The 25,541-nt window shown below is 67.9% G+C and carries 27 protein-coding genes; 19 read left to right on the top strand and 8 right to left on the bottom strand.

Translation table 11 applies throughout. The features are described from left to right. Positions 1–981, top strand: a complete 981-nt coding sequence (murB, locus tag KF689_13450) for a UDP-N-acetylmuramate dehydrogenase (GenBank protein MBX3134382.1) — start codon at positions 1–3, stop codon at positions 979–981. Here the strand turns inward: murB and KF689_13455 are convergent. Continuing rightward, entirely contained in the window at positions 968–1,561 is a 594-nt protein-coding gene (locus KF689_13455; GenBank protein ID MBX3134383.1) for a hypothetical protein, read from the bottom strand. The genes murB and KF689_13455 overlap by 14 nt on opposite strands. After that, the gene (locus KF689_13460) at positions 1,531–3,708 is read right to left on the bottom strand and encodes a hypothetical protein (protein ID MBX3134384.1); all 2,178 of its coding nucleotides are present in this window, start codon (positions 3,706–3,708) and stop codon (positions 1,531–1,533) included. Before KF689_13460 ends, KF689_13455 begins: the two co-directional genes overlap by 31 nt. Before the next feature lie 89 nt (positions 3,709–3,797). Between KF689_13460 and KF689_13465 the strand changes: the two genes are divergently transcribed. The 3 genes from KF689_13465 to KF689_13475 are packed head-to-tail and all read left to right on the top strand — an operon-like array spanning position 3,798 to position 6,391. Then, the gene (locus KF689_13465) at positions 3,798–5,261 is read left to right on the top strand and encodes an SLC13/DASS family transporter (protein MBX3134385.1); all 1,464 of its coding nucleotides are present in this window, start codon (positions 3,798–3,800) and stop codon (positions 5,259–5,261) included. A 1-nt stretch (position 5,262) separates the two neighbouring features. Then, positions 5,263–5,778 (top strand): hypothetical protein, encoded by a 516-nt coding sequence (locus KF689_13470; protein MBX3134386.1) that lies wholly within the window; start codon positions 5,263–5,265, stop codon positions 5,776–5,778. A 22-nt stretch (positions 5,779–5,800) separates the two neighbouring features. Further along, positions 5,801–6,391: a DNA-3-methyladenine glycosylase I gene (locus KF689_13475; protein MBX3134387.1), complete on the top strand. Its 591-nt coding sequence runs from the start codon at positions 5,801–5,803 to the stop codon at positions 6,389–6,391. A gap of 9 nt (positions 6,392–6,400) precedes the next feature. Here KF689_13475 and KF689_13480 read toward each other — a convergent pair whose 3' ends face one another. Genes KF689_13480 through KF689_13490 form a run of 3 tightly spaced genes read right to left on the bottom strand, consistent with a single transcriptional unit; the run spans position 6,401 to position 8,336 of the window. Next, entirely contained in the window at positions 6,401–6,934 is a 534-nt protein-coding gene (locus KF689_13480) for a hypothetical protein (protein ID MBX3134388.1), read from the bottom strand. A gap of 47 nt (positions 6,935–6,981) precedes the next feature. Next, positions 6,982–7,980 (bottom strand): TerC/Alx family metal homeostasis membrane protein, encoded by a 999-nt coding sequence (locus tag KF689_13485; GenBank protein ID MBX3134389.1) that lies wholly within the window; start codon positions 7,978–7,980, stop codon positions 6,982–6,984. Then, on the bottom strand, positions 7,977–8,336 hold the full coding sequence (locus KF689_13490) for a hypothetical protein (protein MBX3134390.1): 360 nt from the start codon (positions 8,334–8,336) through the stop codon (positions 7,977–7,979). The genes KF689_13485 and KF689_13490 overlap by 4 nt, the downstream gene beginning before the upstream one ends. A 78-nt stretch (positions 8,337–8,414) precedes the next feature. Here KF689_13490 and KF689_13495 point away from each other — a divergent pair, with 78 nt between their 5' ends. The 3 genes from KF689_13495 to KF689_13505 all read left to right on the top strand — a co-directional run bounded on the left by KF689_13495 (position 8,415) and on the right by KF689_13505 (position 11,591). Next, entirely contained in the window at positions 8,415–9,395 is a 981-nt protein-coding gene (locus tag KF689_13495; GenBank protein ID MBX3134391.1) for a hypothetical protein, read from the top strand. A gap of 63 nt (positions 9,396–9,458) precedes the next feature. Continuing rightward, positions 9,459–10,649 (top strand): acyl-CoA desaturase, encoded by a 1,191-nt coding sequence (locus KF689_13500; GenBank protein MBX3134392.1) that lies wholly within the window; start codon positions 9,459–9,461, stop codon positions 10,647–10,649. A gap of 90 nt (positions 10,650–10,739) precedes the next feature. Next, entirely contained in the window at positions 10,740–11,591 is an 852-nt protein-coding gene (locus KF689_13505) for a dienelactone hydrolase family protein (protein ID MBX3134393.1), read from the top strand. A 10-nt stretch (positions 11,592–11,601) separates the two neighbouring features. On the opposite strand, the gene KF689_13510 is transcribed toward KF689_13505, so the two are convergent. Next, positions 11,602–11,892, bottom strand: coding sequence for a hypothetical protein (locus KF689_13510; protein MBX3134394.1), 291 nt, complete (start codon positions 11,890–11,892; stop codon positions 11,602–11,604). A 46-nt stretch (positions 11,893–11,938) separates the two neighbouring features. Between KF689_13510 and mnmG the strand changes: the two genes are divergently transcribed. The 12 genes from mnmG (at position 11,939) to KF689_13570 (ending at position 24,760) form a co-directional block, all read left to right on the top strand. Beyond that, on the top strand, positions 11,939–13,837 hold the full coding sequence (gene mnmG / locus KF689_13515) for a tRNA uridine-5-carboxymethylaminomethyl(34) synthesis enzyme MnmG (GenBank protein MBX3134395.1): 1,899 nt from the start codon (positions 11,939–11,941) through the stop codon (positions 13,835–13,837). Next, the gene (locus KF689_13520) at positions 13,834–15,825 is read left to right on the top strand and encodes a hypothetical protein (protein MBX3134396.1); all 1,992 of its coding nucleotides are present in this window, start codon (positions 13,834–13,836) and stop codon (positions 15,823–15,825) included. Before mnmG ends, KF689_13520 begins: the two co-directional genes overlap by 4 nt. 73 nt (positions 15,826–15,898) lie before the next feature. Beyond that, a complete protein-coding gene (locus tag KF689_13525; GenBank protein ID MBX3134397.1) occupies positions 15,899–16,651 on the top strand; it encodes an SIMPL domain-containing protein in 753 nt (250 codons plus the stop codon). Positions 16,652–16,796: 145 nt separating this feature from the next. Continuing rightward, positions 16,797–17,564, top strand: a complete 768-nt coding sequence (locus tag KF689_13530) for a ParA family protein (protein MBX3134398.1) — start codon at positions 16,797–16,799, stop codon at positions 17,562–17,564. Positions 17,565–17,593: 29 nt separating this feature from the next. After that, positions 17,594–18,625 (top strand): ParB/RepB/Spo0J family partition protein, encoded by a 1,032-nt coding sequence (locus tag KF689_13535; GenBank protein ID MBX3134399.1) that lies wholly within the window; start codon positions 17,594–17,596, stop codon positions 18,623–18,625. Next, positions 18,622–19,080, top strand: coding sequence for a hypothetical protein (locus tag KF689_13540; GenBank protein ID MBX3134400.1), 459 nt, complete (start codon positions 18,622–18,624; stop codon positions 19,078–19,080). Before KF689_13535 ends, KF689_13540 begins: the two co-directional genes overlap by 4 nt. 37 nt (positions 19,081–19,117) lie before the next feature. Next, entirely contained in the window at positions 19,118–19,552 is a 435-nt protein-coding gene (locus KF689_13545) for a polymer-forming cytoskeletal protein (GenBank protein MBX3134401.1), read from the top strand. A gap of 109 nt (positions 19,553–19,661) precedes the next feature. Further along, the gene (locus tag KF689_13550; protein MBX3134402.1) at positions 19,662–20,681 is read left to right on the top strand and encodes a BMP family protein; all 1,020 of its coding nucleotides are present in this window, start codon (positions 19,662–19,664) and stop codon (positions 20,679–20,681) included. Continuing rightward, positions 20,678–21,454, top strand: a complete 777-nt coding sequence (locus KF689_13555; protein MBX3134403.1) for a Nif3-like dinuclear metal center hexameric protein — start codon at positions 20,678–20,680, stop codon at positions 21,452–21,454. The genes KF689_13550 and KF689_13555 overlap by 4 nt, the downstream gene beginning before the upstream one ends. Continuing rightward, entirely contained in the window at positions 21,451–22,905 is a 1,455-nt protein-coding gene (locus tag KF689_13560) for an ATP-binding cassette domain-containing protein (GenBank protein MBX3134404.1), read from the top strand. The genes KF689_13555 and KF689_13560 overlap by 4 nt, the downstream gene beginning before the upstream one ends. Beyond that, positions 22,902–23,843 (top strand): ABC transporter permease, encoded by a 942-nt coding sequence (locus KF689_13565; protein MBX3134405.1) that lies wholly within the window; start codon positions 22,902–22,904, stop codon positions 23,841–23,843. The genes KF689_13560 and KF689_13565 overlap by 4 nt, the downstream gene beginning before the upstream one ends. Further along, on the top strand, positions 23,843–24,760 hold the full coding sequence (locus tag KF689_13570) for an ABC transporter permease (protein ID MBX3134406.1): 918 nt from the start codon (positions 23,843–23,845) through the stop codon (positions 24,758–24,760). The genes KF689_13565 and KF689_13570 overlap by 1 nt, the downstream gene beginning before the upstream one ends. Here KF689_13570 and KF689_13575 read toward each other — a convergent pair. After that, a complete protein-coding gene (locus KF689_13575; protein MBX3134407.1) occupies positions 24,757–24,987 on the bottom strand; it encodes a hypothetical protein in 231 nt (76 codons plus the stop codon). The genes KF689_13570 and KF689_13575 overlap by 4 nt on opposite strands. Before the next feature lie 98 nt (positions 24,988–25,085). Further along, entirely contained in the window at positions 25,086–25,478 is a 393-nt protein-coding gene (locus KF689_13580) for a prepilin-type N-terminal cleavage/methylation domain-containing protein (protein MBX3134408.1), read from the bottom strand. Positions 25,479–25,541 lie beyond the last annotated feature (63 nt).

Here is a 25,541-nt window from a genome sequence, read left to right on the forward strand (position 1 = left end):
ATGCATCATACCCCTTCGAGTGGTCGTTCGCAGTCGTCAGCCGAGCTCGCGGCGGCCTTGGCGCCGGCACTCGGCGTCGACCGGCTCCGGCGGGATGTCCCGCTCGCTCCGTACACCACGTTCCGCATCGGCGGTCCCGCCGACGTGCTGTACGATGCCACGACGGCGGAGGAACTCGCCACTGCCGTGACGGCGGCGCGCCGCGCCGGCATCCCGGTCTTCGTCCTCGGACTCGGGGCGAACATCCTCGTCGGCGACCTCGGCGTGCGTGGCCTGGTCGTGCGGAACCGCGCCGACGCCGTGCACATTGGCGTCGACGGACGCGTGTATGCCGAGAGCGGGGCAATCATCGCCGACGTCATCAAGGCGACCGTTGCCGCCGGCTGGTCCGGGCTCGAGCACTATGTCGGCATCCCGAGCTCGGTCGGCGGTGCGGTCTGGCAGAACCTGCACTTCCTGTCGCCGGCGCCTGAGCGCGCGCGCACGATGTTCATCGCCGAGGTCGTCGCCGCAGTCGACTTGCTGTTGCCGACCGGCGAGCGGCAGCGCGTGCGTGGGGATGAGATGCAGTTCGGCTACGACGTCTCTCGCCTGCACGGCAGCGGCGAGATCGCGCTCGGCGTGGAGTTCCAGCTGGCGGCGGGCGATGCCGCCGAGATGCACCGCATCCAGCAGGAGAACCTGGCCTGGCGCGGGGCCCGCCATCCGTGGCTCGAGGTGCACCCCAGCGCGGGCAGCATCTTCAAGAAGATCGAAGGCGTCGGTGCCGGGCGGCTCATCGACCAGTGCGGGCTCAAGGGGTTCCGCATCGGCGACGCGCAGATCTCGCACATCCACGCCAACATTATGGTAAACCTGGGTCAGGCCACGGCGGCGGACGTCCGCAGGCTCATCGTGCACGCGCAGGAGGCCGTGCGCGCCAAGTGCAGTCAGTCGCTGGAACCCGAGATCGGATTCATCGGCGAGTTCAGCGCGACGTAGGGTCGGTGGAATCGGTGGCGGGCAGGCAGGGCACCAGCATCAGCTGCCGTCCGAGGCCGCGCATTGCCCGCGGCACGGGCCCGCCACGCGGGATCTCGCCGCGCTCGACGCGGCGCGAGAGCCCCTGCCGCGTTTCCGTCCACCACGTGGACGTCGTGCGGTCGCGCTCGCCGTCCCAGATGAGCCCGCGCTGGCCGCGCGCAGGGACGCGGCGGATGTACTCCACACGGCTCAGCGCGCCCGTGGCCGGCTGGGCGACGGCGTAGAGCACCGCCGAGGAGCCATCACCGAAGCGGAAGCTGATGCGCCGGCGCGTCGTACCGATCGACGCGGGTTCGAGCACGCGGCAGCGCGTGGAATCCGGCGGCGTCGCCCGCGCCTCGATGAGCGCATCGCGCACGTCGAGGAACTCGCGCAGCGGGTCAGGAAGCGCGCTGAAGGCCGCCGAGTCTGCGGCGGCGGAGTCGGCGAGTTGCTGCTCGTATGGCGTGAGCGCGGCCTCGACCTGCCGTGGACCTTCGCAGGCGACGGCGGCGGCCAGTGCGGCGCCTAGAGCCGCTGCCCGAGTTCGAAGACCCATCGCCATTCTGCAGGATAGTCCAAGGGGCGCGCGACGCCCAGCCCCACCGCCTGGCCGAAGAACCGAAGCGTCAAGGATGCCGAGGATCGCACGCGCCCGGTGGTCTCGGAGCCGAGGAGCTGCACGGTGTTCAGTGCCGTCGGCGTGCTGGCGCGCGTATAGCCCGCCTGCAGCGAGAGCGCGATGCCTGGCGAGATCGGCGGCAGCCAGAGACGAGGCGTGATGCGGGTGGGCATTCCGAGGATGCCGAATCCTCGGAAGACCTGCCCGCGCAGGATGGCCGCCTGATCACCCGCGAACTGCTTGTAGTCGTATCCGGGCAGGTTCTGGTTGCGGCCGAGTTCGAAGAACTGCTGCGGCGGCGCGCCTGGCGTCGTCGCGCCGACGTCCAGTCGCGCCCCCAGGGCAAGCTTGCCGCGATTGACGCGTGCCGTGAACCGCCCTTCGACGCGCTGATACCGCAGCTGACCGTCGCCACGTTCATAGATGAGCCGCGTGCCAAGACCAGGGCGCAGGAACTCCAGCGCCACGTCGGGTCGCCACTCGAAGGTCAGGACGTTGCGGGCATAGCTCCCGTTGCGCACCGGGCGATTCGGACGGAAAGGCCTGCCGAGCCCGACGGGACTCTCGAGATAGTTCTCGACCACGCCGCGGTCCTCGGCGACGCCCGTCTCAAGCCGCACTTGCCCTTCCTGATACCGGCCGAGGAAGCGTTGAACCAGCAGCATCGCCGAGCGGCGATCTACATAGTCGTAGTCGTCGCGCCCGAAGAAGGCGCCCGTCGTCGTACCCGAGTCGTACGGATTGCGAAAGTCGTTCGTGATGTCGAGGGAGCGTCCAGCGCGTAGTTGCGCGATGGTGCGCCCACGACGCTTCTCGACGACCGCCCGTCCGCGCAGGGTCTGCTCGCCCCAGGAATATCCCACGGCGCCGCGGAGTGCGAGTCCCGGCGAGCGATCGCGAAACCGGTACACGGCACCGATGCCCGTGAACACGCCCTGCACCTTGTCCATCCGGATCACATCGAGAAAGCGTTCGGTCTCGATGGAGAAGCGCGGCGGGCCCGTCGCACTCCACTGGTCCGGCGCGATGTCGTTGAAGTCGTCAGCGGACACGATCGCGTTGGCGGTCCCGAGGTCACTGCGCCACTCGGAGTAGGCCGCGAGCGAGTCGGTCGCCTCGACAATGAGGCGGAAGGGCTGCACCCGGAGCGTGTCCTCCGGCGCGCCGACAGCGACGCCCTCGGGTATCGGCAGCAGCGTGCGGTCCCGGTAGCGCGTGAGGATGCGGAAGACCGCGCGGCTCTCGCCGACGGTGTTGGAGGTGGCGTGGGCCTCGAAGCGCTGGTAGGCTGGCAGCCAGAACTCGCCATTCACCTCGGCATTCTCCGCTTCAACGAACGCGATTCCTTGCAGCCGGGCCTCGCGCAGGAGGTCGAAGCGCGGCTTCGGTCCGCCCACGGTGGCGAAGTAGCCGCGAATCCGCACCAGCTGCTTGCGTGTGGCATCGAGGTCCAGCTCGCCGACGAAGACGACGCTGCGATTCGGCACGTCGTCGCGCAAGCCGACTTCAACCCGTACGATGGGAATCTCCCGACCATCCACGCGCATCGTGACGAGGGTGTCGCCGCCCGAGAAGCGATAGTAGGTATCGCGGTCGTCGGCGAGCGGATGGACGGCGTAGAGTGGATCGCCGCCACGGCGATCTCGCCGCCGGCGACTCGCCTCCGACGTATCGCGCCCGAACAGCAGCGCCAGGCGGTTACCGTACAACGAGGGAATTGCCCATCCGACGCGGAAGAAGCCCAGCGTGGCCGGGCTCGTCCCCAGCGACTGCGAGCGATACCCGACGACGCGCTGTTCGTAGCGGCCGGTACGGTCCCATCGGAGCGTGCTCGCGATCTGCTCCAGCTGGACCGACATCTCCATCCGCTCGGAACGGCGGTTGCCGATCGATATTTCCGACTCCAGCCGGGCGTGATAGCCGCCAAGCGCGTCGGGGACGCGGCGATTGATGTCGGCTGCTTGAGCCACGAGGACTCGCAGCGCTTCAGACGCATAGCACGCGGTATCACACGACAGCGCCTGGGCCGGCGCCTGGGCAACCACGACGAACAGCGCGAGAAGGGAGAGCAGGTATCGATGCACGGGTGACTGCAAGTGTAACGCGGGAGCCCAGCGCGCGGATTCACGCGGGCCGCTTGTTTCTACCCCGTCAGGGCCGCATTCTTGCCGCCGTGCCTCCCACTCCGTCGCCAACGCCAGCCAAGTTGCGCCCGATTCCGCTGGCGCTCGGCCCGCTTGTCTTCCTGCTCCTCCGCCTCTGGGCTCCCGGCGGCCTCGACGGTCCCCAGGCGACCGTGCTCGGGGCGGCGGCCTGGATGGCCACCTGGTGGATCAGCGAATGCCTGCCGTTGGCCGTGACCGCGCTGCTGCCCATCGCGCTGTTCCCGATGCTCGGGGCGACGACATCGCGGGAAGCGACCGCACCATTCGCGAACGAGGTCGTCTTCTTGTATTTGGGCGGATTCCTGCTGGCTGAGGCGCTGCAGCACTGGCGCGCCCACGAGCGCATCGCTTTTGGCGTCATCCTGCGGGTGGGTACCGATTCTCGGCGGCTTGTCTTCGGCGTGATGCTGGCCACTGCGTTCATCTCGATGTGGATCTCCAATACCGCGACGGCGGCGATGATGTATCCCATCGCGCTGGCCATCGGCGCGCGTTTCGGAGACGGACCGTCGGCACGCAGCCAGCAGGTGGCGCTGTTGCTCGGCGTCGCGTTTGCCGCGAGCATCGGGGGAATGGCGACGCTCATCGGCACGCCGCCAAACCTGATTCTCGCGGGAGCGGCACGTGAGCTCATCGGGGTGTCGCTGGACTTCTTCACGTTCCTGAAGTTCGGCCTGCCGATTGCCATCATCCTGTTGCCGGTATGCTGGGCGCTGCTGGTCTTCGTGTTTCACCGCGATCGGCTCGTGCTCGGCGCGGAGGGCGTCGAGTCCCTGAAGGCGCAGCGCGACGCGCTTGGATCGATGACCCTGGGAGAGCGCCGGGTCGTCACGATTTTCGTCTGTATGGCGTTGGCCTGGTTCTTCCGCGAACCGAAGGTCATCGGCCCGGTGACCGTGTTCGGACTCACGACGCTGCTGCCGGGACTCACGGACGCTGGCATCGCGATTATTGGCGGTATCTCGCTGTTTCTCACCCCAGGGCGTGATGGCGCCGGGGGGGCGGCGCGACCGCTTCTTACGTGGCGCGAAGCGCGTGGCCTGCCGTGGGACGTGCTCCTGTTGTTCGGCGGCGGCCTCTCGCTCGCCGGGGCGATGGACTCGACGGGGCTCGCCACTCGCATCGGGCTTTGGATGAGCGGCCTTGAAGGCTATCCGCTCCCGGTCGTGCTGATCGGTGTGGCGGTTGTCACGGTGATCATTTCCGAGTTGGCGTCCAACGCCGCCACGGCCTCGATGGGAATGCCCGTGGCGGTGGCGCTCGCCGCGGCGCTTGGCCAACCACCGCTGCTGCTGATGCTCACGATTGGCCTCTCGGCCAGCGCCGGGTACTCGTTGCCGATGGCGACACCCCCGAACGCCATCGTGTTCGGCAGTGGCGCACTCACCGTTCGCGATATGGCGCGGGCAGGCCTCGCATTGGACTTCGTGGCGATCCTCACCGTGGTCGGCACGCTCCTGATATTGTTCTAGCGTGCTCCGCAGCTACTCCTTCATCGCCGACACCGACTCGCTCGAAGCATTGCGCCGCCTGCGCCGTGGGTGGGCGGGCTGGGAAATTGCTGAGGGTGAGTTTCGCGTTCGGTTGCGCGACGGCGGTACGGTACGCGCTCACGTGGACCGAGCTGAGATTGAGCCAGGCTTTGAGGTGTCCTGTCTCGTCGCCGACTTCCTTCCGGAGCAGGGAGAACTCCCGGCGCGCGACTCCGCATTTTCGTCGCACGGCAACGACGTCGTGCTCTTTCGCGGTGTGACCTGGCTCGAGCGCCGCCCCGATATGGGACCGGATCACACGATTCAGTTCAGCGGAATTCCTGGTATCGAGATTCCGGCGACCGCGGAGGCGCGCTGCGACTTCACCGACGCGTTCGCGGTGGCGACAGACGGAGGAGCCGTCGTCGTGCGCCTAGCGCTGCGACCGGGCTGGCTCGAGCTCGTGGAGGACCCTGAGGAAGTATCGAAGTTTTTCGCGCTGCGAGGCTACACTTGAGTGTGATCTTGGTTATGGCGCTATGAAGCGTTGTTGGTGGTGCGGTGATGATGCCTTGTACGTGCGCTATCACGACGTTGAGTGGGGCGTACCGGTCACCGAGGACATCGTTCTGTTTGAAAAGCTCGCGCTTGAGGGTTTTCAAGCAGGGCTCTCGTGGATCACGATTCTCCGCAAGAGAGAGCGTTTTCGTGAGGTCTTTCAGGGATTCTCGCCCGATCGAGTGGCCGCCTTCCGCGAGCGCGACCTCCAGCGCCTGCTGCGCGATCCGGGAATCATTCGGCACCGCGGGAAGATCGAGGCAGTGATTGGCAACGCGCGCGCGTATCGCGAGCTCGTCGCGCGCGAGGGGTCACTCGCGCGTTTCGCCTGGTCCTTCGCTCCGGCGTTGCCGCGTGTTCCGCGTGCTCGCGGCGACATCCCAGCGCAGACGGTGGAGTCCGAGGCGTTTTCCAAAGAGCTGAAGCGCCGGGGATGGCGATTTGTCGGCCCCACAACGGCGTACGCGTTCTTTCAGGCGATGGGACTCGTGAACGACCATCTCGCGGACTGTCACCGCCAATCTGCGGTCGCTACGTTGCGCGCGAGGGTCCTGGCGTCTGGCGTGCGCTAGTGGGTAATCCTAGCTGGTGCCGCCCAGCTGGCGTTCTCCGGTAATCGCCTCGAGAGCGCTGCGCGCGTGGGCGCGCAGTCGCACCTCGCCGAGTCGTAGGGCATCGAGGACCGTCAGAACGCGGTACGTCTCTGGCGCGTGATCTCGTAACTGTGCGGCGCGCGGATGCAGCGGCGTCAGGCTGAAACCGCGCACGGCGCCGTGGGTGTTCGCGGCCGGCCACACCACCACATCCGGCGCATCGACCAGTTCGCTTAGCGGCCCGGCGGAATAGGCGGTCGGCACGCCATTCGCGAGTGGCCCGCGGAGCACGGGAAACGAATATCGAAGACCCCCGAGCGCGAAATCCACGAAGGCCCGCGCGTTGGTCCGGCGCTGCTCCGGTCGCAACAGGCCCGCGATCTCGAGGCGCCCCAGTGCGACGTGCACCTGACTGGCCGAAGCGGCCAGTTCGTCGGCGATTTCGGCCAGCGTGCCGGCCGGCGATAGCAGACGCGCAGCGACAACGACATCAAACGGCCTGGTTTGGATTGGCTTTCGCACGCAGTATTCTATTTTCCAGAATAACGAAAGTCAATGAATGAGAAGCGCTAAGCAGCGCGCCTCTGATCACCTCGATCCGCAGCCCAACTGGCAATCCCGCCCCCAATAAGGACAGCGAAGATGATGCCCAGGAGCCAGAAGTTCGTGTCGTCACCAAGCCACTCCTTAATCCACTTCATCCCGAGCATCTTTACTCCGACAATCCCGAGAACCAAAGCCAGCGAGACCTTCAGGTAGCGGAACTTCTCAATCAGCCCAGCGAGGCCAAAGTACAGGCTGCGCAGGCAAAGAATCGCAAAAACGTTCGACGTGAACACCAGGAACGGGTCGGCCGTGATTGCGAAGATGGCCGGAATCGAGTCCACCGCGAAGATCAGGTCCGTCGTCTCCACCAGAACGAGCGCCACCGCCAACGGCGTCAGGAACTTGCGGCCGTTCATCTCCACCACGAAGTGCTGCTCGTGGTAGCGCTCGGTCACCGGAAAATGGCGTCGCAACCAGCGCACCACGATGCTCTCGACCTCGGCCTCGTGCTCCTCCTCCTTGCGCCAGAGCATTCGCACGGCGGTGATGACAAGGAAGGCGCCGAAGAAGTAGAGGATCCAGTGGTAGCGCGCGACGAGCTGCGCGCCGATGCCGATCATCGCGCCGCGCATCGCCAGCGCGCCGAGGATGCCCCAGAACAGCACCCGATGCTGGTACATCGCCGGGACCTTCAAGTGCTGAAAGATCAGCGCGATGACGAACACGTTGTCCATGCTGAGCGACAACTCGACCACGTACCCGGTCAAGAACTTCACCGCGGCGAGGCGGCCGTCGTTCACTTGCTGGCCCACGGGGTCCACGGCGTTGCCGAGCCCAAGCCAGTGTCCGTCGTACGCGAAGTACACGAACACGGTGAAGCCCAGCGCCATCACGATGGTGCCGGCCGTAAAGAGGAGCGCCTCCCGCAGCGACGGGGCGTGCGGCGTGCGATTGAAGACGCCGAGGTCGAGGGCGAGGACGATGCCGACGAAGAGCAGGAAACCGACCCAGATCCAGATCACGCGCTGCGCTCCGAGGCCACCCAGGCCTTCCAGTCGTCTTCCGCCACGCCGATGCTGAGCTTCCCGCCCCAGCGCGTCAGTGGCTGGGCCAGCACCAAGGGTTCATCGACCAGCAGTTGCAGCCAGCGGTCATCGGAATATCGCGACGCGCCGAGGCCAAGGGCGGCATAGCGCTTGGAGGCTTTGTCGATCAGCGCCGTGACGCCGAACTTCTGCGCGAAGCGCTGCAGCTCACCGCGGCTTGCCGCGCGTTCCGACAGGTCCACGAAGTGCACCTTCACGCGGCGTTCGCTCCAGAAACGGAGCGCGCGGCGCGTGTCTTGGCTCTTGTTGGTCCCGAAGACCTGCACTTCCACAGACACTTCCCCCGATATTCCAAGCGCGGACCACCCGGGTCCGCGCACGCTTGTCGGTGGTAATCTATCCGTTCCCGAGTGCCCGACCAATCGTCGTTTCAACCCGCGTGGTGGCTCCCCGGGCCGCACTTGCCGACGATCTTCGGCAAGCTGGTGCGCCACATCCCACCCGCGCACGACCGCATAGAACGCTGGGCCACCCCCGACGGCGATGACGTGTCGGTCGCCGTGATGGACGCGGCCCGTCCCGGTGCGCCTGTCCTCGCGATCCTCCACGGCCTCGAAGGCGGCGTGCACTCCACCTATGCGCAGGGCCTGATGCACCAGGCGCGCGCGCGTGGCTGGGGGGCCGCGCTGCTCGTCTGGCGATCCTGCGACGGACGCATCCCGCGCGCCCCGCGGATGTACCACTCCGGCGAGACCTCCGATGCGGACGTCTTCCTGCGCCGACTGGCGGCCGAGCGGCCCGGATCCCCTTTGGTGGCCACGGGCGTCTCGCTGGGCGGAAACGTCCTCCTCAAGTGGCTGGGTGAGCAGGGTGACCGCGTCCCGTCCGCGCTCCGCGCGGCGGCGGCCGTTTCGACGCCCTTCGACCTCGGCGCGGGCGCGCGGCACCTAGAGCGGGGATTCTCGCGTGCGTACACGCGGCACTTCGTGCGCAGCCTCAAGCGCAAGGCCGTCGCGGCACTCGACGTGCATCCCCAACTCCCCGTGGACCGCGGCCGACTCGTCGAGGCGAGCACGTTCTTCGAATTCGATGACGCGTTCACGGCACCGGTGCACGGCTTTGCCGGCGCCGACGACTACTACACCAAGGCCAGCTCCCTGCGGTTCCTCAATCGCGTGACCACGCCCTCCCTGCTGCTCTCGGCGATCAACGACCCGTTCTTGCCGGCGCGGGTCCTGGACGAGGTCCGCACGGAGGCGGCGGCGAACCGGGCGCTGACTCCGGAGTTCACGCCCGCAGGCGGTCACGTCGGCTGGGTCAGCGGCAGCCCCTTCGAGCCCGTATACCATATGGAAGCGCGCGTCACGGAGTGGCTTGCTCGCTTTACCTGACCCCGGTCGCCTCGCGCGGCGACTAGCTTTCGCAACACCCGTTCACCCTGCACGAGACGCCGCTTGAGCCACGCCGCCGAGTATCACGACGACATCATCTATCCGAACACGATCGCCTTCATCCTGGTGCACCTGGCACCGTTGGCGGCGTTCTGGAGCGGCGTCACGACGACCTCCGTGATTCTGGCCATCACGCTGTACGTCGTGCGGATGTTCGGCATCACGGCGGGCTACCACCGCTACTTCTCGCACCGGTCCTTCAAGACGTCGCGGCTCGGGCAGTTCCTGTTCGCCCTGCTCGCGATGAGCTCAACGCAGAAGTCGGTGCTGTGGTGGGCCGCACTGCATCGGCACCACCACCGGCATTCTGACGAAGAAGATGACGTGCACTCGCCGCTGCACCGCGGCTTCTTCTACTCGCACGTCGGCTGGATCTTCGACAAGAAGCACGATGCCACGCGCGTCGAGGAGGTCCCCGACCTCGCCAAGTATCCGGAGCTGCGCTTCCTGGACCGGCACCAGCTGCTGCCGGCCATTGGGCTGGCCATCCTGTGCTTCGCCATCGATGGATGGTCGGGCCTGTTCATCGGGTTCTTCGCCAGCACGGCCGTGCTCTATCACGGCACGTTCTTCATCAACTCGCTGGCGCACGTGCACGGCTCGCAGCGCTACGTCACCGGCGACACCTCGCGCAACAACTGGTGGCTCGCGGTCATCACGCTGGGCGAGGGTTGGCACAACAACCACCACGCCTACCAGCGTTCGACGCGACAGGGCTTCCGCTGGTACGAGTTCGATCCCACCTACTACGCCCTCAAGGTGATGTCCTGGCTGGGGCTGGTGTGGGATCTCGGCGAACCGCCGGCAGAGGTGGTGCGCAACGAACGGCGCCTCGGCGCCGCCGTGCTCGAGCGCGTCTCACGCCAGTTGGCGGAGCAGTACGCGCAGACGCGAGCCGAGGCAGTCACGGCCCTGCAGCACGCACGCGACCACTTCCACGCGCATCCCAAGGTGATCGAGCTGCGCGCTCGGCTCGCGGCGGGGCAGGCACGGGCCGAGGAGAGCTGGCACGAGCTCCAGTCGCACTTGCCGCACCTGCCCGCGCTGCCGTCGCTGGCCGAAGTCCGGGCGCGTGTCCTGCAGGCCTACGCCGACTCGCCGTCCACTGACGAGATTGCGGCGCGCGTACGCCAGTTGCTGGCCGAGCGCTGGAGCGCTGAGGTGTTTCCGGAGCTCGGGGTCGCTCCGGCCTGAGCGGGCGCGAACGCTCTGGCGCGGTGGTACGTTGAGCGGGGGGCGGCCTGAGCCGCCCCCCGCTTTCGTTCCGACTTCCCGGAGAACCCAATGCGATTCCGTCCGCTCACGCTCGCCCTCCTCCCGCTCGCGGCTAGCCTCGCCGCGTGCTCCGTCCAGTCCGGCTCGGCTGCCGAACAGCAGGGCGCTGCGATTCCCGCAGGCGCGGCGAATGTGGCCGAGCGCCTGCAGAACAGCCCGCGCCACGCTGAATGGGCGATGATTCCCTCAGCGCCGGGCGCGCGCGATTCCATCGCCGCGTGGATTGTCTACCCCGAGCGGCGCGACAACGCGCCCGTGGTCGTCGTCATCCACGAGATCTTCGGCCTCTCCTCGTGGGTAAAGGGCGTGGCCGACCAGCTGGCGGCGGACGGCTTCATCGCCATCGCGCCGGACCTTCTGTCCCTCGAGCGCGGTGGCGGTACCAGCGACTCGATGCCCTACGATGCCGCGCGGGCGATGATCCAGCGCGTGACGCCGGACAAGATGAACGCGATGGTGGCGGCGGTCGGGCAGTATGGGATGAACCTGCCGGCGGCACGAAAGGTCTACGGGGTGGTGGGCTACTGCTGGGGCGGGTCGGCCTCGTTCAACCACGCCGTGTTCAACGCCCCGGGACTGAAGGCGGCCGTGGTGTACTATGGCTCGTCGCCGAGCGCCGAGGACATCGCCAAGGTGCGGATCCCGGTGCTCGGCCTCTACGGCGAGAACGACCAGCGCGTGAACGCGACCATTGCGCGCGCCGACTCCACGATGAAGGCGACAGGTGCCACCTTCGAGCAGCGCACGTACGAAGGGGCGGGTCACGGATTCCTGCGGGCGCAGGATCAGGCGGCGAACCTCGCGGCGACGCGCCGGGCCTGGCCTGAGACGCTGGCCTGGTTCCGCCGGCACCTCAACTGAGCGGGCGCGGCTAGCTGCGCGGCGCCATCACCAACAGCCCGACCCACTCCGGCCAGTTGCCGCTGAGCTCAAAGACGTCGTCGTAATACGCCAGGCCCTTGTCTTCCAGCGCGGAGACGAGGGCCTGGAGTGCTTCGACGTCGTACACCGGCCCAATCACGACCAAGCCTCCCTCCACGCGAAACTCCTCCGGGGTGAGGTTCAGCCACTGGTCGATGGCGCTGCGGGTGAGCTGCGCTCCCTCGAAGGCCTGCTGCCGGATGAGGAGGGTCGAGGCGTTGTGCGCGAGTGGGATGGGCATAGGCGTGCGTGGGTGACGGGACTGGGGCCTCCTGTAGATTAGAGGGATGGCCACAGCGGTGCACGACGTCGACGTGTGTGTGATTGGTGGCGGGCACGCCGGGGCGGAGGCCGCCACGGCCGCGGCGCGCCGCGGCGCACGCACCGTCCTGCTCACGACGTCGCTCGACACCATCGGCCAGCTCTCCTGCAATCCCGCGATGGGCGGCATCGCCAAGGGGACGGTCATCCGTGAGATCGACGCCCTCGGCGGCGTGATGGGCCGTGCGACTGACCTCGCGACGATCCAGTTCCGGATGCTGAACCGCAGCAAGGGGCCCGCCGTGTGGGCACCGCGCGCGCAGGCAGACCGCGGATTGTACCGGCGCGCGGTCCGGCAGCTGCTCGAGGCGCAGTCAGACCTGCTCTTGGTGCAGGGCAACGCTGAGCGGCTGGTCCTGGGGGCGGATGGTACCGTCGCCGGCGTGCTGACGACCGATGGGCGGCTCATCGCGGCGCGCGCCGTGGTCATCACGACCGGAACGTTCCTGCGCGGGCGGATCCACATCGGGACGGGCGCTGCGGTCTCCGGCGGCCGAGCCGGCGAGGCAGCGACGGTGGCACTCGCCGAACAGTTCGCCGAGCTCGGCGTCCAGACAGAGCGATTCAAGACCGGCACGCCACCGCGCATTGACGGCCGCTCCGTGGACCTGCACCGGATGGAACCGCAGGAGAGCGAGATCGAGGCCTTCGACTACTCGTGGTCGGCGTACTGGGACCGCCCGCGGCGTGAGGGTAGCCTTACGCGGCATCCGGACCAGGTGCGCTGCTTCATCACGTACGTGGAGGACGCGGCCAAGACGGTGGTGCAGGAACGACTGCACGAATCCGCGATGTACGGCGGCGCTATCGGCACGCGCGGGCCCCGGTACTGCCCAAGCATCGAAGACAAGATCGTGCGCTTCCCCGACGCCGAACGGCACCAGCTCTTTCTGGAACCGGAGGGGCTCGACACGCACGAGATGTACGTCAACGGGCTGTCGACCTCGTTGCCGGTGGATGCCCAGCTCGCGTTGCTGCACGCGGTACCCGGAATGGAGCGCGCGGTGATGACGCGTCCGGGCTATGCGATCGAGTACGACTACGTACCGCCGACGCAGCTGCGGCCGACGCTGGAGCTGCGAGCGCTGCCGGGGCTCTTCCTCGCCGGGCAGATCAACGGCACCACCGGGTACGAGGAAGCCGGCGGGCAGGGCGTCGTCGCGGGCTTGAACGCAGCCGCGCACGCGCGTTCCCTCGAGCCGGTGACGATCGGGCGCGACCGCGCCTACATCGGGGTGCTCGTGGACGATCTCGTCACTCGCGGCGTCGACGAACCCTACCGGCTGTTCACCTCGCGATCTGAGTTCCGCCTCACCGTACGCCAGGACAACGCCATTCCGCGGCTGTATCCGCTGGCGGAGCGGCTCGGCCTGCTCGACGCGCGCGAACGCCGTTGCGCAGAGCGTCGGCTGGCGGACGAGACGACGGCCGCGCAGCTGGCAGAGTCGACTCGGGTGACACCCGAGGCCGCGGAGTCCGTGCTGCTGGCCGTGGGCGAGCGTGCACTCAGCCACGCGGTACCGATCGTCGAGGTCGCGAGGCGTCAAAAAGTAGCGCTCCTCGACTTATTCGCTGCGGCCGGCGTCGGTCGGGACCTCGCGCCGGATGCCGTCACCACCGCTGACCTCGAGATCAAGTACGCTGGCTACCTGGCACGCGAGCACGCTGCGGCTGCACGGCTGCAGCGAATGGCGGAGTTGCCGCTCGCCGAGGATCTGTCGTACGAGGCGTTCATCACGGTGAGCGTCGAGGCGCGGCAGAAGCTCTCGCGGCGGCGGCCGGCCACGGTGGCGGAGGCCGCGAGCATTCCGGGGGTGAGCCCGGCGGATCTGCAGAACCTGCTATTCGAGCTCGGGAAGTGGTGACGCGCCTCGCCGCGGCGCTGCTGCTGGCCGGATCGCTGTTGCCGCTCGCCAATTGGATTCCGAGCGGGGAGCGCGATGCGGACTACCTGCCGCGGCTGGGTGACTGGGCACTGGGTTCCGCGCTGTGTGCGATGGTCGGCGTGCTCGTGTGGTTCCTGGTGCGGCGGCGGGGCGCGGACGTCGTGGCGCCGAGTGTGCCGAGGGAGATCGCGAACGAGCAACTGGCGCTGCTGTGGCTGTGCGCAGGGGCGGCGGCGCTGTATGGGGCGGTCGCGCTGCTGGTGTTCTCGGGGCGGCCGCTGCTGATCGACGAGGTGATCTACGTCCTGCAGGCACAGGACCTCGCGGCCGGGCGGCTCACACACGAGATCCCGGGACCGAAGCCGTTCTTCTCGGTGATGCACGAGGTGGACCTCGGCGACCGGGCCTACGGGCAGTATCCGTTCGGTGGCCCTGCGATGCTGGTGCCGGGCGTGCTGCTCGGCGCGACGTGGGTCGTGGGTCCGGTCTTTGGCGCGGTTGCCGCGTGGGCGTTCGGGACCCTGCTGCGCGTGCTCGAGCCCACGGCGACAGCGCGGTGGCGCCTTGCCACGACCGCCCTGTTCGTGGTGGCGCCGTTCGGGGCGTTTATGTTCGGCTCGCATATGAACCACGCGACGACACTGGCGTGGTTGCTGCTCGCGGCCGTGGCCTTGTCGCGCGCGGTGCGCGACGGCGCGAATCCGTGGTGGGGCTTGGCGACCGGCCTCGGGCTCGGCATTGCCGCAACGATCCGTCCGCTGGACGCGGCCGCCTATGCGCTTCCCGCGGCGGCCTGGCTGGCGTGGCGGGCGCGGCGTGGTGGGCGCCCCCTCGCGCTTTTGTTGCTCTCTGGCGTTGGCGTCGCGGCGCCGATGGCGCTGGCGTTCTGGGCCAACGCGGAGACGACGGGGCATCCGTTGCGGTTTGGCTATGACGTGCTGTGGGGCGCCAACCAGAGTCTCGGGTTCCACGACACTCCTTGGGGCGACGCGCACACACCGCAGCGAGGTCTCGAGCTGCTTGGGCTCTACCTGACGCGGCTGAATACATACCTCTTTGAGCTGCCGTTCCCGTCGTTGCTGCTGCCAGCCATCGGACTGTGGCTGCTGCCGCAGCTCCGGGCGATGGATCGGTACCTCGCGGCGGCGGCGGCGCTGGTCGGGGCGGGGTACTGGGCGTACTGGCACGACGGCTTCTATCCCGGCCCGCGCTTCTTGTTCGCGTGGCTCCCGGTGCTGGTGCTCTGGAGCGCGCGCGGCTGTTCGGAGTTGTCCCGCCGCTGCGCGGCGCGTCCGGCGGTGTGGACCGGCGTTCGTGCAAGTCTGTGGACGGCCCTTGCGCTCGCCGTCGTCTCGGTGGCCGTGATTCGGTGGCCGACGTATCGCAACGGAATGGCTTCTATGCGCGTGTCACCACGTGCTGCGTCCGAGGCTGGTGTGGACAGCGCGCTGGTGTTGGTGCAAGAGAGCTGGGGCTCGCAGTTGATGGTGCGCCTGTGGGACCGCGGCATCACCCGGCCAGAGACGGAGTATCTCTACCGCTCGGTGGACTCGTGTGTGCTGGAGGAATCGTTGTCGGCGCTCGAGCAATCCGGGACGCGCGGCGACGAGGCGCGCGCGCTGCTGCTACCACTCGCGGCAGACTCGGCGCGCCTGATCAAGAGTACATTGACGCCGGATCCGAGTGAACGGCAGCTCCCCGGCCTGCCCTACACGGAGGCCTGTGTGCGTCGCATCGCCGAGGCACGGCGCGGCTATTTGCTGTACGCGCCCTGGCGCATCGTGCGGGACGGCAACGTGTATGCCCGATGGCTGCCGGGGCGAGAAGCGGAGATTGCAGCGCACTTCCCGGGCCGGCCGGTGTATTTGCTCCGGCGTGGCGGCATCTCCGTGGAGGCACCGCTCGTCTGGGAGCGCCTTGACGTGCTCGGGCCCGCCGTGACCGCGACGGATCCGCTGACGCCGTAGGCCGTGCGGCGCGTTAAGTGCCGCCGGTGTGGGTGCGCATTAGTATCACTATGTTACTTATTTCATCGGAGGGATGATGTCACGGGTATTCGGGTTGGTTCGCGCGACGGCGCTGCTGGCGGTCGCGGGCGCGGGCGGCGCGCTGCCACTCTCGGCGCAGGTGGTCGGCGCAGGCGCCCCTGCAACGGGACCGGCGTTGATGGTGAGTGCAGAGGCGGAGGTGATGGTCGCACCGGATCGGGCACACGTGGGGATTTCCGTCGAGACGCGTGGGCGGACACCTCAGCTCGCCGGAAGCGAGAACGCCCGGATCCAGGCGGCTGTGATCGATGCAATTCGGCGCCACGGCGTGGCGAGTGCACAGATCCAGACACGCGCGCTGCAGGTGAACCCAGAGCAACAGTATCCGAGGGAAGGCGGACGGCCGACCGTGATTGGGTACATTGCCCGCAATTACGTGAGCGTGGAGATTCGCGACCTGGCAAAGATTGGCGCGATTGTGGACGCGGCGCTCTCGCAGGGTGCCACCAACGTCTCGGGACCGAACTTCGCCCTTGCCAACCCAGATTCGGCGCGGCGCGAGGCCCTCGACGCGGCCGTGCGCAAGGCGCTGGCCGATGCGCAGGTTATGGCTCGGGCGGCAGGGGTGCGCCTCGGGCCGATTCTCGAACTCTCCACCGCGGGTGCGGACGTCCAACCGATTGCCGGAATGCGGATGGAGCGAATGCTGGCGAGTCCGAACGCAGTTTCCAGCGAGACCCAGGTGGAGTCCGGGCTTATCCCCGTCAGCGCGAGCGTCCGGATCAAAGTGGCAATATTGCCGTAGAGGTCGCGGCAGTCCGGCCGTGTTTCACGTGAAACACGGCCCTGACGCTTGCCGTTGGTGTTCCACGTGAAACATCGTGACTAGTATGGACAGGGGTGCGTCGGTATATTCGCCGACTCACCCCGTTTCACTATTTAGACCACACGTGGCAAGAATCATCGCAATCGCGAACCAGAAGGGTGGCGTCGGAAAGACGACGACCGCCGTGAATCTCGCCGCCTCCCTGGCAGCCGCCGAGCAGCGCACGCTCTTGGTTGACGGAGACCCACAGGGCAACGCCTCGAGCGGCATCGGCCTCCCTCGCGACGAGATTCGCGAGACGGTCTATGACGCGCTACTCGACCCGAGTCGAGTCGGCGAAGCGACGCATCGCGCGGTGCAGTTCAAGCATCTCGATGTGCTGCCGGCGACTCCAGACTTAGCGGGAGCGGAGATCGAGCTCGTCGGCGAGGATGAGCGCGAGCTCGCAATGCGCCGAGCGCTCGAGCCCATACGCGATCAGTACGACTACATCCTCATCGACTGTCCGCCGTCCCTTGGGCTCATCACGATCAATATGCTGGCGGCTGCGGACTCGCTGCTGATTCCGCTACAGTGCGAGTACTACGCGCTCGAAGGGCTCTCGCAGTTGCTCAACACGGTGCACCTCGTACAGCAGGGAGTGAATCCGTCCCTGGGAATCGATGGTGTGCTGCTGACGATGTACGACGCGCGACTCAACTTGTCGCGCCAAGTGGCCGCGGACGCCCGAGAGTACTTCGGGTCGAAGGTGTTTCAGTCGGTCATTCCGCGAAACGTTCGCTTGGCCGAGGCGCCGTCGTTCGGCAAGCCAATCATCCTTTACGACGTGGCGTCCGTCGGCGCGCAAGCGTATATGGGAGTCGCACGCGAACTGATTGACAGAAATTCGTAACATCTTGATACACAATGAGTTAGCGCTGTATGTGGCAGGCGTCGCAGAATCAATTGGCCGCTAACTCATCATACACCAAGTACTTAGATAATAATTCACTCTCGCAGGAATTAATGACCACAGACAAGGGACGCCGTTTAGGGCGAGGACTTGAGGCGCTGATTGCTCGAGCGCCCACGCGGGCGCCGGGTGAGAGCGACGCGACGCGCGCGCCAAGCTCGGCGACAGCAGCAACGGCCAGCGCAGTCGGCTCGCCGTATCAGCTGCTTCCGATGACGAAGATTCGTCCCAACCCGCTCCAGCCGCGCAAGGAGTTTCGCGAGCAGGATCTCGCCGACCTCGAGGCATCGCTACGTGTGAGCGGATTGCTGCAACCGATTACCGTACGACCCGCGCCGACGGGGTCTGGCTACGAGCTCATCGCAGGCGAGCGACGTTTCCGCGCCGCGCAACGCCTCAACTGGAAAGAGATTCCCGCTGTGGTGCGCGACGTCGACGATCGCCTGCTGCTTTCGCTGGCGATGGTCGAGAACCTACAGCGCGCCGACCTCAACCCGATCGAAGAGGCCGAAGGCTACGAGCAGTTGATTCGCGACTTCTCGCTGACGCAGCAGGAAGTCGCCGACATCGTCGGTAAGGATCGCTCCACCGTGGCGAACACCTTACGCCTGCTAGCGCTCCCGGCATCAGTGCGCCGCCTCGTCTGGGATGGCGCCTTGAGCGTTGGTCACGCGAGGGCGCTCCTTGGTCTCGGCGATGCGACGCGGATGGCCGATCTCGCGCGCACTGCCGTTGCCGATGGCTTGTCGGTGCGTGATGTCGAGCAACTGGTGCGCGCGGCGGTCCCGGGGAAGCCAGGCAAGAAGTCGGCCGCACCGGCGGATTCGCGCAGTGCAGAGGTACGGCATATCGAGGACCGCCTGCGTCGGCGTCTCGGGACGGACGTTCGTATCGTGCAGGCGGGCAAGAAGTCGAAGGGGGAGTTGCGCATCGCCTTCTACAATGACGAGGATTTTGAACGCCTAATGGAACTGATCCTCGGTCCGGAGTCGAACGAATGAGCCGCACCCTCACGCCCCGGCAGGTCAAGGCGACCGGCGCGCGTGACGCGCACGGCCGCATCTTGGACGCCGACGGCGGGTCATTGTATGTGCATTTGCATCGCGAGTCCGGGCTGGCGCACCGGCACTACGTACTCCGGCCCTGGCAGGTCCGTGCGCTCGCATTCTTCACGTCACGCGTGATGCTGCTGCTCTACGTCGCGGCGATCGTGAGCTGGAGTTGGATGGCCGGCCAGGCTGCGCGTGTGCCTCTGCTCACGAGCGAGATCGCACAGCTGCACGCGGACGCCACGCGACTCGACACGCTCACCGCCACGCTGGCCGAGCTGCAGGCGCGCTACGAGCGCGTGCAGCGAATGCTGAGCGCCGCGACAGCCCAACAGGCGCTGGCGGCAGGTCGCGACACGACGACCGGCCCGCGCCCGACGACCCCGCCTGGACTGGGCGGGCGCTGAGCACGCGCCCCGACCCGACCCCTCTTTGGAGACCGCAGTGGCCATCTTTGCAAAGGACGACAGCACCGCGCGCAGCTCGAGTCGCGCGGGCAACGAAACGACCCTCTCGATCATCTCAGCAGGCACGACGATCAGCGGCGACATCGAATGCGGTGGCGTCCTCAAGGTCGAGGGCCGCATCGACGGGAGCGTGCGCCAGGCGAAGCAGGTGATGCTCGCCAAAGATGGCGCCATCAACGGCGACGTCACCGCGCACGAGATCGTCGTGGGCGGCGTGATTGACGGGAACGTGTCGTCGGGCGACCGTCTTGAGCTGCAGCCGACGGCGGTGGTCAACGGCGACATCACGACGAAGTCGATCATCGTGATGGAAGGCGCGCGCATCAACGGCTCGGTGCGGATGACCGAGCTCGCCCTCGTCAGTCGCGGGGCGGAGGGTCGCGAGCCGCGCGACGCACGGGCAGGCCGTTAGGTACACAGCAACGGCGCAGTATACGGCCAGTTCGCAGCACTGCCTCGCTTGTTCTCCACATAAATTGTGGGTTGTGAACGTCTGAGTGCAGTGCTTATATAAGCCTATAATTCACAGCGAGTTACGTGTGCAGTTAATACGCCACATCGCTTGGACTGTCGTCTTTATCCACAGCCTCGCTCTCCCCATTCTTGGCTGCGGGGGCGCTGCCTCGGATGTCCAAGAAAATCAAGGCTTTCGGGTCGCTTTGCTGACGCCGGGACCGGTCTCCGATCAATCCTGGAACGCCGCGGCCTACGACGGCCTGATGCGCATCCGCGACTCCCTCGGAGCGACCGTCCGTCAGGTGCAGACGCGCACTCCAGCCGAGTTCGAGGAGAACTACCGGCAGTACGGCGCCAGCGGCTATTCGCTCGTGATTGGCCACGGTTTCGAGTTCCAGGAAGCCGCCCAGCGCGTCGCGCCGGCATATCCGCAGTCGATCTTCGCCACGACCGGCGGCACGGGCGTTGGCCCGAATATCGCCGCGATGAGCTTCGCCTTCGACGAACCGTCCTATCTCGCCGGGATGGCGGCCGCGGGCGTCTCGAAGTCCAAGATTCTTGCGGTCATCGGAGGCACGGAGCTCCCGCCGGTGCGGGCGAGCTTCGATGCCTTCGTGGCGGGCGCAAAGGCGATCGATCCGAGCATCCGCGTTCGCACGGCCTTCCTCGGCAACTGGGACGACGCCGGTGCGGGCAAGGAGCAGGCCTTGGCGCTCATCGCGCGCGGGGCCGACGTGATCTTCCAGAACGCCGACGCCGCAGGCCAGGGCATCTTCCAAGCCGTGCGCGAGTCGCGCGGCGTCTGGATCATCGGATCGAACGCAGACCAGAACGCACTGGCGCCGGACGTGACGCTGGGCTCCGTCGTCATCGATATCCCGCACGCGTTCCTGTTGCTCGCCGATGAGGTGAAATCCGGTCGCTTCGCACCGCGGGTCGTGCGCTTCGCGACCGCCTCGGACGTCGTGCGTTGGGTTCCCAACCCGGCGGTCTCCGCGATTCCCCCGTCGCTCGCGTCGCGCATCGACAGCACTCGCGCAGCGTTTGCCGCCGACCGAGGCCCCACGCTGGCAGCACCGCAATGACAGTCTCGCTCAGCGATCTCGCGGCCTACCTCGAGCCGCTACTCCAGATCTCCACGACGCCGGACTATCCGCCGGCGCTCAACGGCGTGCAGGTCGGGCATCGCGGGCCTGTGCGGAAACTGGCGGCGGCGGTTGACGCGTCACAGCGCACGATTGCGATGGCAGCCGCCGCCAATGCCAACGTGCTCCTCGTGCACCACGGCCTGTTCTGGGGTGGCAACCGTCCCCTGACCGGCGCGCACGAAGCGCGCGTGCGCGCCCTCTTCGAGCACGACATCGCGCTGTACTCGGCGCACTTGCCGCTCGATGCGCACACCACGTTCGGCAACTCGCGCCTGTTAGCGTCAACGCTCGGCCTTACGCCGACCGGCGGCTTCGCGGCATACCAGCACATTCACTGCGGCGTTCGTGGCGAGGCAGACCTCGACACTGCGGCGCTGGCCGCGCGCATTCGCGGGTGGGCCGCGCCCCTGGGCCATCACGCCGTCGTGTCCCCCATTCCGGCCGGCCATCGCACCCGGCGCTGGGCCATTTGCTCGGGCTCCGGCGCGCAGCAGGAGACTCTGCGCGAAGCGTATGCCACAGGAGTGGACACGCTCATCGTTGGCGAAGGTCCGCACTGGAGCGCGGTGGAGGCGGAGGAGTCCGGGCTCGTGATCGTCTACGCTGGTCACTATGCGACCGAGACGCTGGGGGTCCGCGCGCTCACCGAACACCTGGGCGCGCACTTCGACCTGCCGTGGGAGTTCGTGCACGCGCCGACCGGGCTGTGAGCGCAGCGGCGCTCGCCCTCCACGACATCCACAAGCGCTTCGGCGAGACGCAGGCGCTGGCCGGTGCGTCGTGCGTGGTGCGCGCCGGCACGGTGCACGCCCTGCTCGGCGAGAACGGCGCAGGCAAGACCACGCTGATGCGCATCGCGTTCGGAATGCTCGCGCCTGATGCCGGACAAGTCGCGTGCGCCGACCGGCGCGGGCCCTTTGTGTCGGAGCGCGAGGCGATTGCGGCGGGCATCGGGATGGTGCACCAGCACTTTATGCTCGTGCCCGCGCTGAGCGTCGCGGAAAACGTTGCGCTCGGCGGCCGCGGCCCCCTCCGCCCTGATTCCGTGGCGGAGCGCGTGCGCACGGTGAGCGAACGAATGGGCCTGCACATCGACCCCGCGGCGACCGTGCGCGACCTTCCGGTAGGTGCGCAGCAGCGCGCTGAGTTGGTACGCGCGCTGGCGCGCGATGCGCGCGTGGTCATCCTCGACGAACCCACCGCCGTGTTGACGCCGAGCGAGAGCGATGAGCTCTATCGGTGGATGCGTCGCTTCGCCGCGGACGGGGGGAGCGTGGTGCTGGTCACGCACAAGGTGCGCGAAGCCTTGGCCGTGGCCGATGACGTCACGGTGCTGCGGCGCGGGCGCACCGTGCTGACCGGTACCGCTGCTGCGCTTGGCGAGGCTGACGTGCTCGAGGCGATCGTCGGTACGGCGATCGCGACGACGGACGAGACGCCCCTGCCGAGTTCAAGTGGCGAGGTCGTGTTCGCGCTGGAAGCGGCGACGGTGGCGGACGACACCGGCGTCGTGCGGTTGCACCCGACCACGCTGACTGTCCGACGCGGTGAAATCCTCGGAGTGCTCGGCGTCGAGGGTGCGGGGCAGCGCGAGCTCCTGCGGCTGCTCGCCGGACGGCTCGCGCCGAGCAGCGGTCGGGTGCACGCGCCGGCGCGCGTGGGCTTCGTGCCTGAAGACCGGCTGCACGACGCCGTCATCCCGGAGTTCACGCTCACCGAGAACCGCGCGCTCGCTGGCGCGGGTGCGCGCCGCGGCTGGTTGGATTGGCACGCGGAGCGCGAGGCAGCGCGGGCCATCATCGATGACTTCGGTGTCCGCACGGCTGGAGAGGGTGCCGCGATGCGCACGCTGTCCGGCGGTAACCAGCAGCGGTTCGTCGTCGGGCGCGAGCGGCAGATTGCTCCCGACGCGCTGGTCGCCGAGAACCCGACGCGCGGGCTCGACGTCCGCGCAACGGCGCAGGTGCTGGCAACGATCCGCGCCGTGGCCCGCGAACAGAACGGCGCCGCCGTCGTGCACTCCAGCGATCTCGACGAGATCGTGTCGTTGACGCAGCGCGTCGTGGTCTGCTTCGGCGGCACGGTGCGCGAGGTCGCGCCTCCCGCGCAACCCGGTGACCGCGAGCCGTACGCGCGCGCGTTGGTGGGAGCGCTGGCGTGACCGAGGCGCTGCTGGCCTTCTGGGACGGCGCCTTCGGCTCGGCTTTCGCCTTCTGGTCGGCGACGCTCGTGCGCGCCACGCCGTTGCTCCTCGTGGGCGTGGCACTGGCGCTGGCCTTTCGCGCGGGCGTGCTCAACATCGGCGCCGAGGGACAGCTGGTCGTCGGTGCGGTCGCGGCGGCCGTGGTCGCGCTCGCGGGCGCGTCGCTGCCAAGCGTGCTGCTTATCCCGGCAATGGTGCTGGCCGGCGCGCTCGGCGGGGCGGTGTGGGCGGGCATCGCCGCGTGGCTGCGGCAGCGCTATGGCGTGCTCGAAGTGATCAGCACGATCATGCTGAATTTCGTCGCGGCGGCGCTCATCAGTTGGGTGGTGCGCGGCCCGTTGCAGGAGCCGACCAAGGTGTACCCGATGTCGCTGACGTTCGCGGAGGCGGCACGCTGGCCGTTCCTGCTGAGCGGACAGCGCCTGCACCTTGGATTCTTGCTCGGCGTGCTCGTTGCGATGCTCGCCTGGTACGTGCTGACGCACGCAGCGGCTGGGTTTCGGGTGCGGGCGGCGGGGGCGGGTCCACGCGCCGCCGAGAGCGCCGGGGGCATCGGCGTGCGGGGCCTCACCTCGCGCGTGTTCGTCCTCAGCGGCGCGATCGCTGGTGTGGCGGGTGCCAGCGAGGTCGGTGGCGTGACGTGGGCGCTGTACGAAGGCATCTCGCCGGGATACGGCTATACCGGCATCGCCGTCGCCTTGCTCGCGCGCCTCGATCCGCGGTGGGTGGTGGTGACGGCGGTGTTTTTCGGCGCGCTCGAGGCTGGCGGCGCGTCGATGCAACGCATCGCCGGAGTGCCGGCCGTCTCCGTCCAGATCGTCACGGCCTGTACGCTGCTGGGCGTGCTGGCCCTCGGCCGCTGGCAGCGCACGCGTCGGTCCGCGGCGAGCGCGTGATGCTCGAACTCGCGCTCGTGCCCTTTCTCGAAGCGGCGGTGCGCACCGCCACGCCGCTGGCCTTCGCCGCGCTCGGCGAGCTCGTCGTGGAGCGTTCCGGCACCATCAATTTGGGGTTGGAGGGAATGATCATCGCCGGTTGCGTCGGCGGAGCGGCGGCGGCGACGTGGGGTGGGGCAGGCGCCGGCTATCTCGGCGCCGCGGCCGCCGGGTTGGCGATGGCGCTGCTCTTCGCGCTGTTCGTGGTGCGCCTCGGCACCGACCAGATCATCACCGGCACGGCGCTGACGGTGCTCGGGCTTGGCGTTTCGGGGACCTGGTTCCACCTCGCACCTGCGTCGCTCGGAGCAGGCACGGCATTTCCGACGACCGGTGCCGTTGCGCTCCCGCTGCTGTCGGAGCTTCCGCTCGTCGGGCGCGTGCTCTTCACGCAGGCCGTGCCGACCTACGCACTGCTCGTCGCCGTGCCCGTGCTCGCGTGGTGGATGGCGCGTACACACGCGGGCTTGGCGTTGCGGGCAGTGGGCGAGTCGCCTGAGGCCACCGCAGCGGCGGGGCTCGCGCCGTCGCGGATTCGCACCGTGGCTATCTGCTTTGGCGGCGTGATGGGCGGACTGTGCGGCGGCACGCTTGTGCTTGCGCAGGTGGGCGCGTTCAACGAGGGAATGAGCGCCGGCCGTGGCTTCATCGCGATCGCGATCGTCGTGCTGGGGCGTTGGACGCCGTGGGGAACGGCCGGCGCCGCGCTGGTGTTCGGTGCGGCCTTCGCGCTGCAGTATCTCGTGCAGTCCCTCGGGCTCGACCTCCCGTATCAGCTGTTTCTCGCGACGCCCTACGTGCTCACGCTGCTCTTGCTGGCGTCGCTGCGCGGGCGGGCGCGGGCCCCCGCGCATCTCGGACGCGCCGACGCAGCCTAGCGCGACGGCGGAAGGTAGGGGCCGCCGAGGTCCCAGTGCCACGCCTCGCGGCGCTCTCCGCTCCGCGGGTCCTTGAGCGGGTGGTACTGCAGGCGTTCCGCGGGAATTCCGACGCGCGCGCCCCACGCGAGGAGTCGCTCGCGATCCGTCGACACCAAGTGCGCCATCGGACGGCCTTTCCAGACGTGCCGGTGCAGCCACAGGCCGCCGTCCATCGCGTGGATCATCCCGTCGCGGCGCTTGGCGAACTCGGTCCACTCCGTGAGCAGGGCGCGGGGGTCCTTGGGCGGCGGAATCTGCGGGGCACGAAACGGCCCGGCGCCGCTCAGCGACAGCTGACGACTCCCTCGGGATCTCCGGGATACGGCGGGGACGGCACGGTGCCCGAGTAGACCGCGCAGGTCAGCGGAAACGACTGCGGGTGGGTCACCTTGGCCGACCATCCCATGTTGTTGGCCGAAATGATCGTGAGCACCACGCCTTTGCTCGTGCTGTACTTCAGCAGGGAGGCGTCGTTCGTGTACGCGGAGTGCTCGTGGAAATAGGCTTCCTGGGCGCTCGCCAGATTGCGGAGGTCGGCGCGCAGCGCGGCGGCGTTTGCCTTCCCCTTCGTGTTCTGGAACTTCGGGACGGCGATGGCCGCGATGATCCCGATGATCACCACGACAATCAGTAGCTCGATGAGCGTGAAGCCGCGTCGAAGTCGTGCTGCGGTCAAGTGAATCTCGAGAGAGGGGAATGGCACATTCGAGCGAACGTCTTAGTGACGCCCGTCACGCTC

The sequence above is a fragment of the Gemmatimonadaceae bacterium genome, from assembly GCA_019637355.1.
Lineage (GTDB): Bacteria > Gemmatimonadota > Gemmatimonadetes > Gemmatimonadales > Gemmatimonadaceae > Pseudogemmatithrix.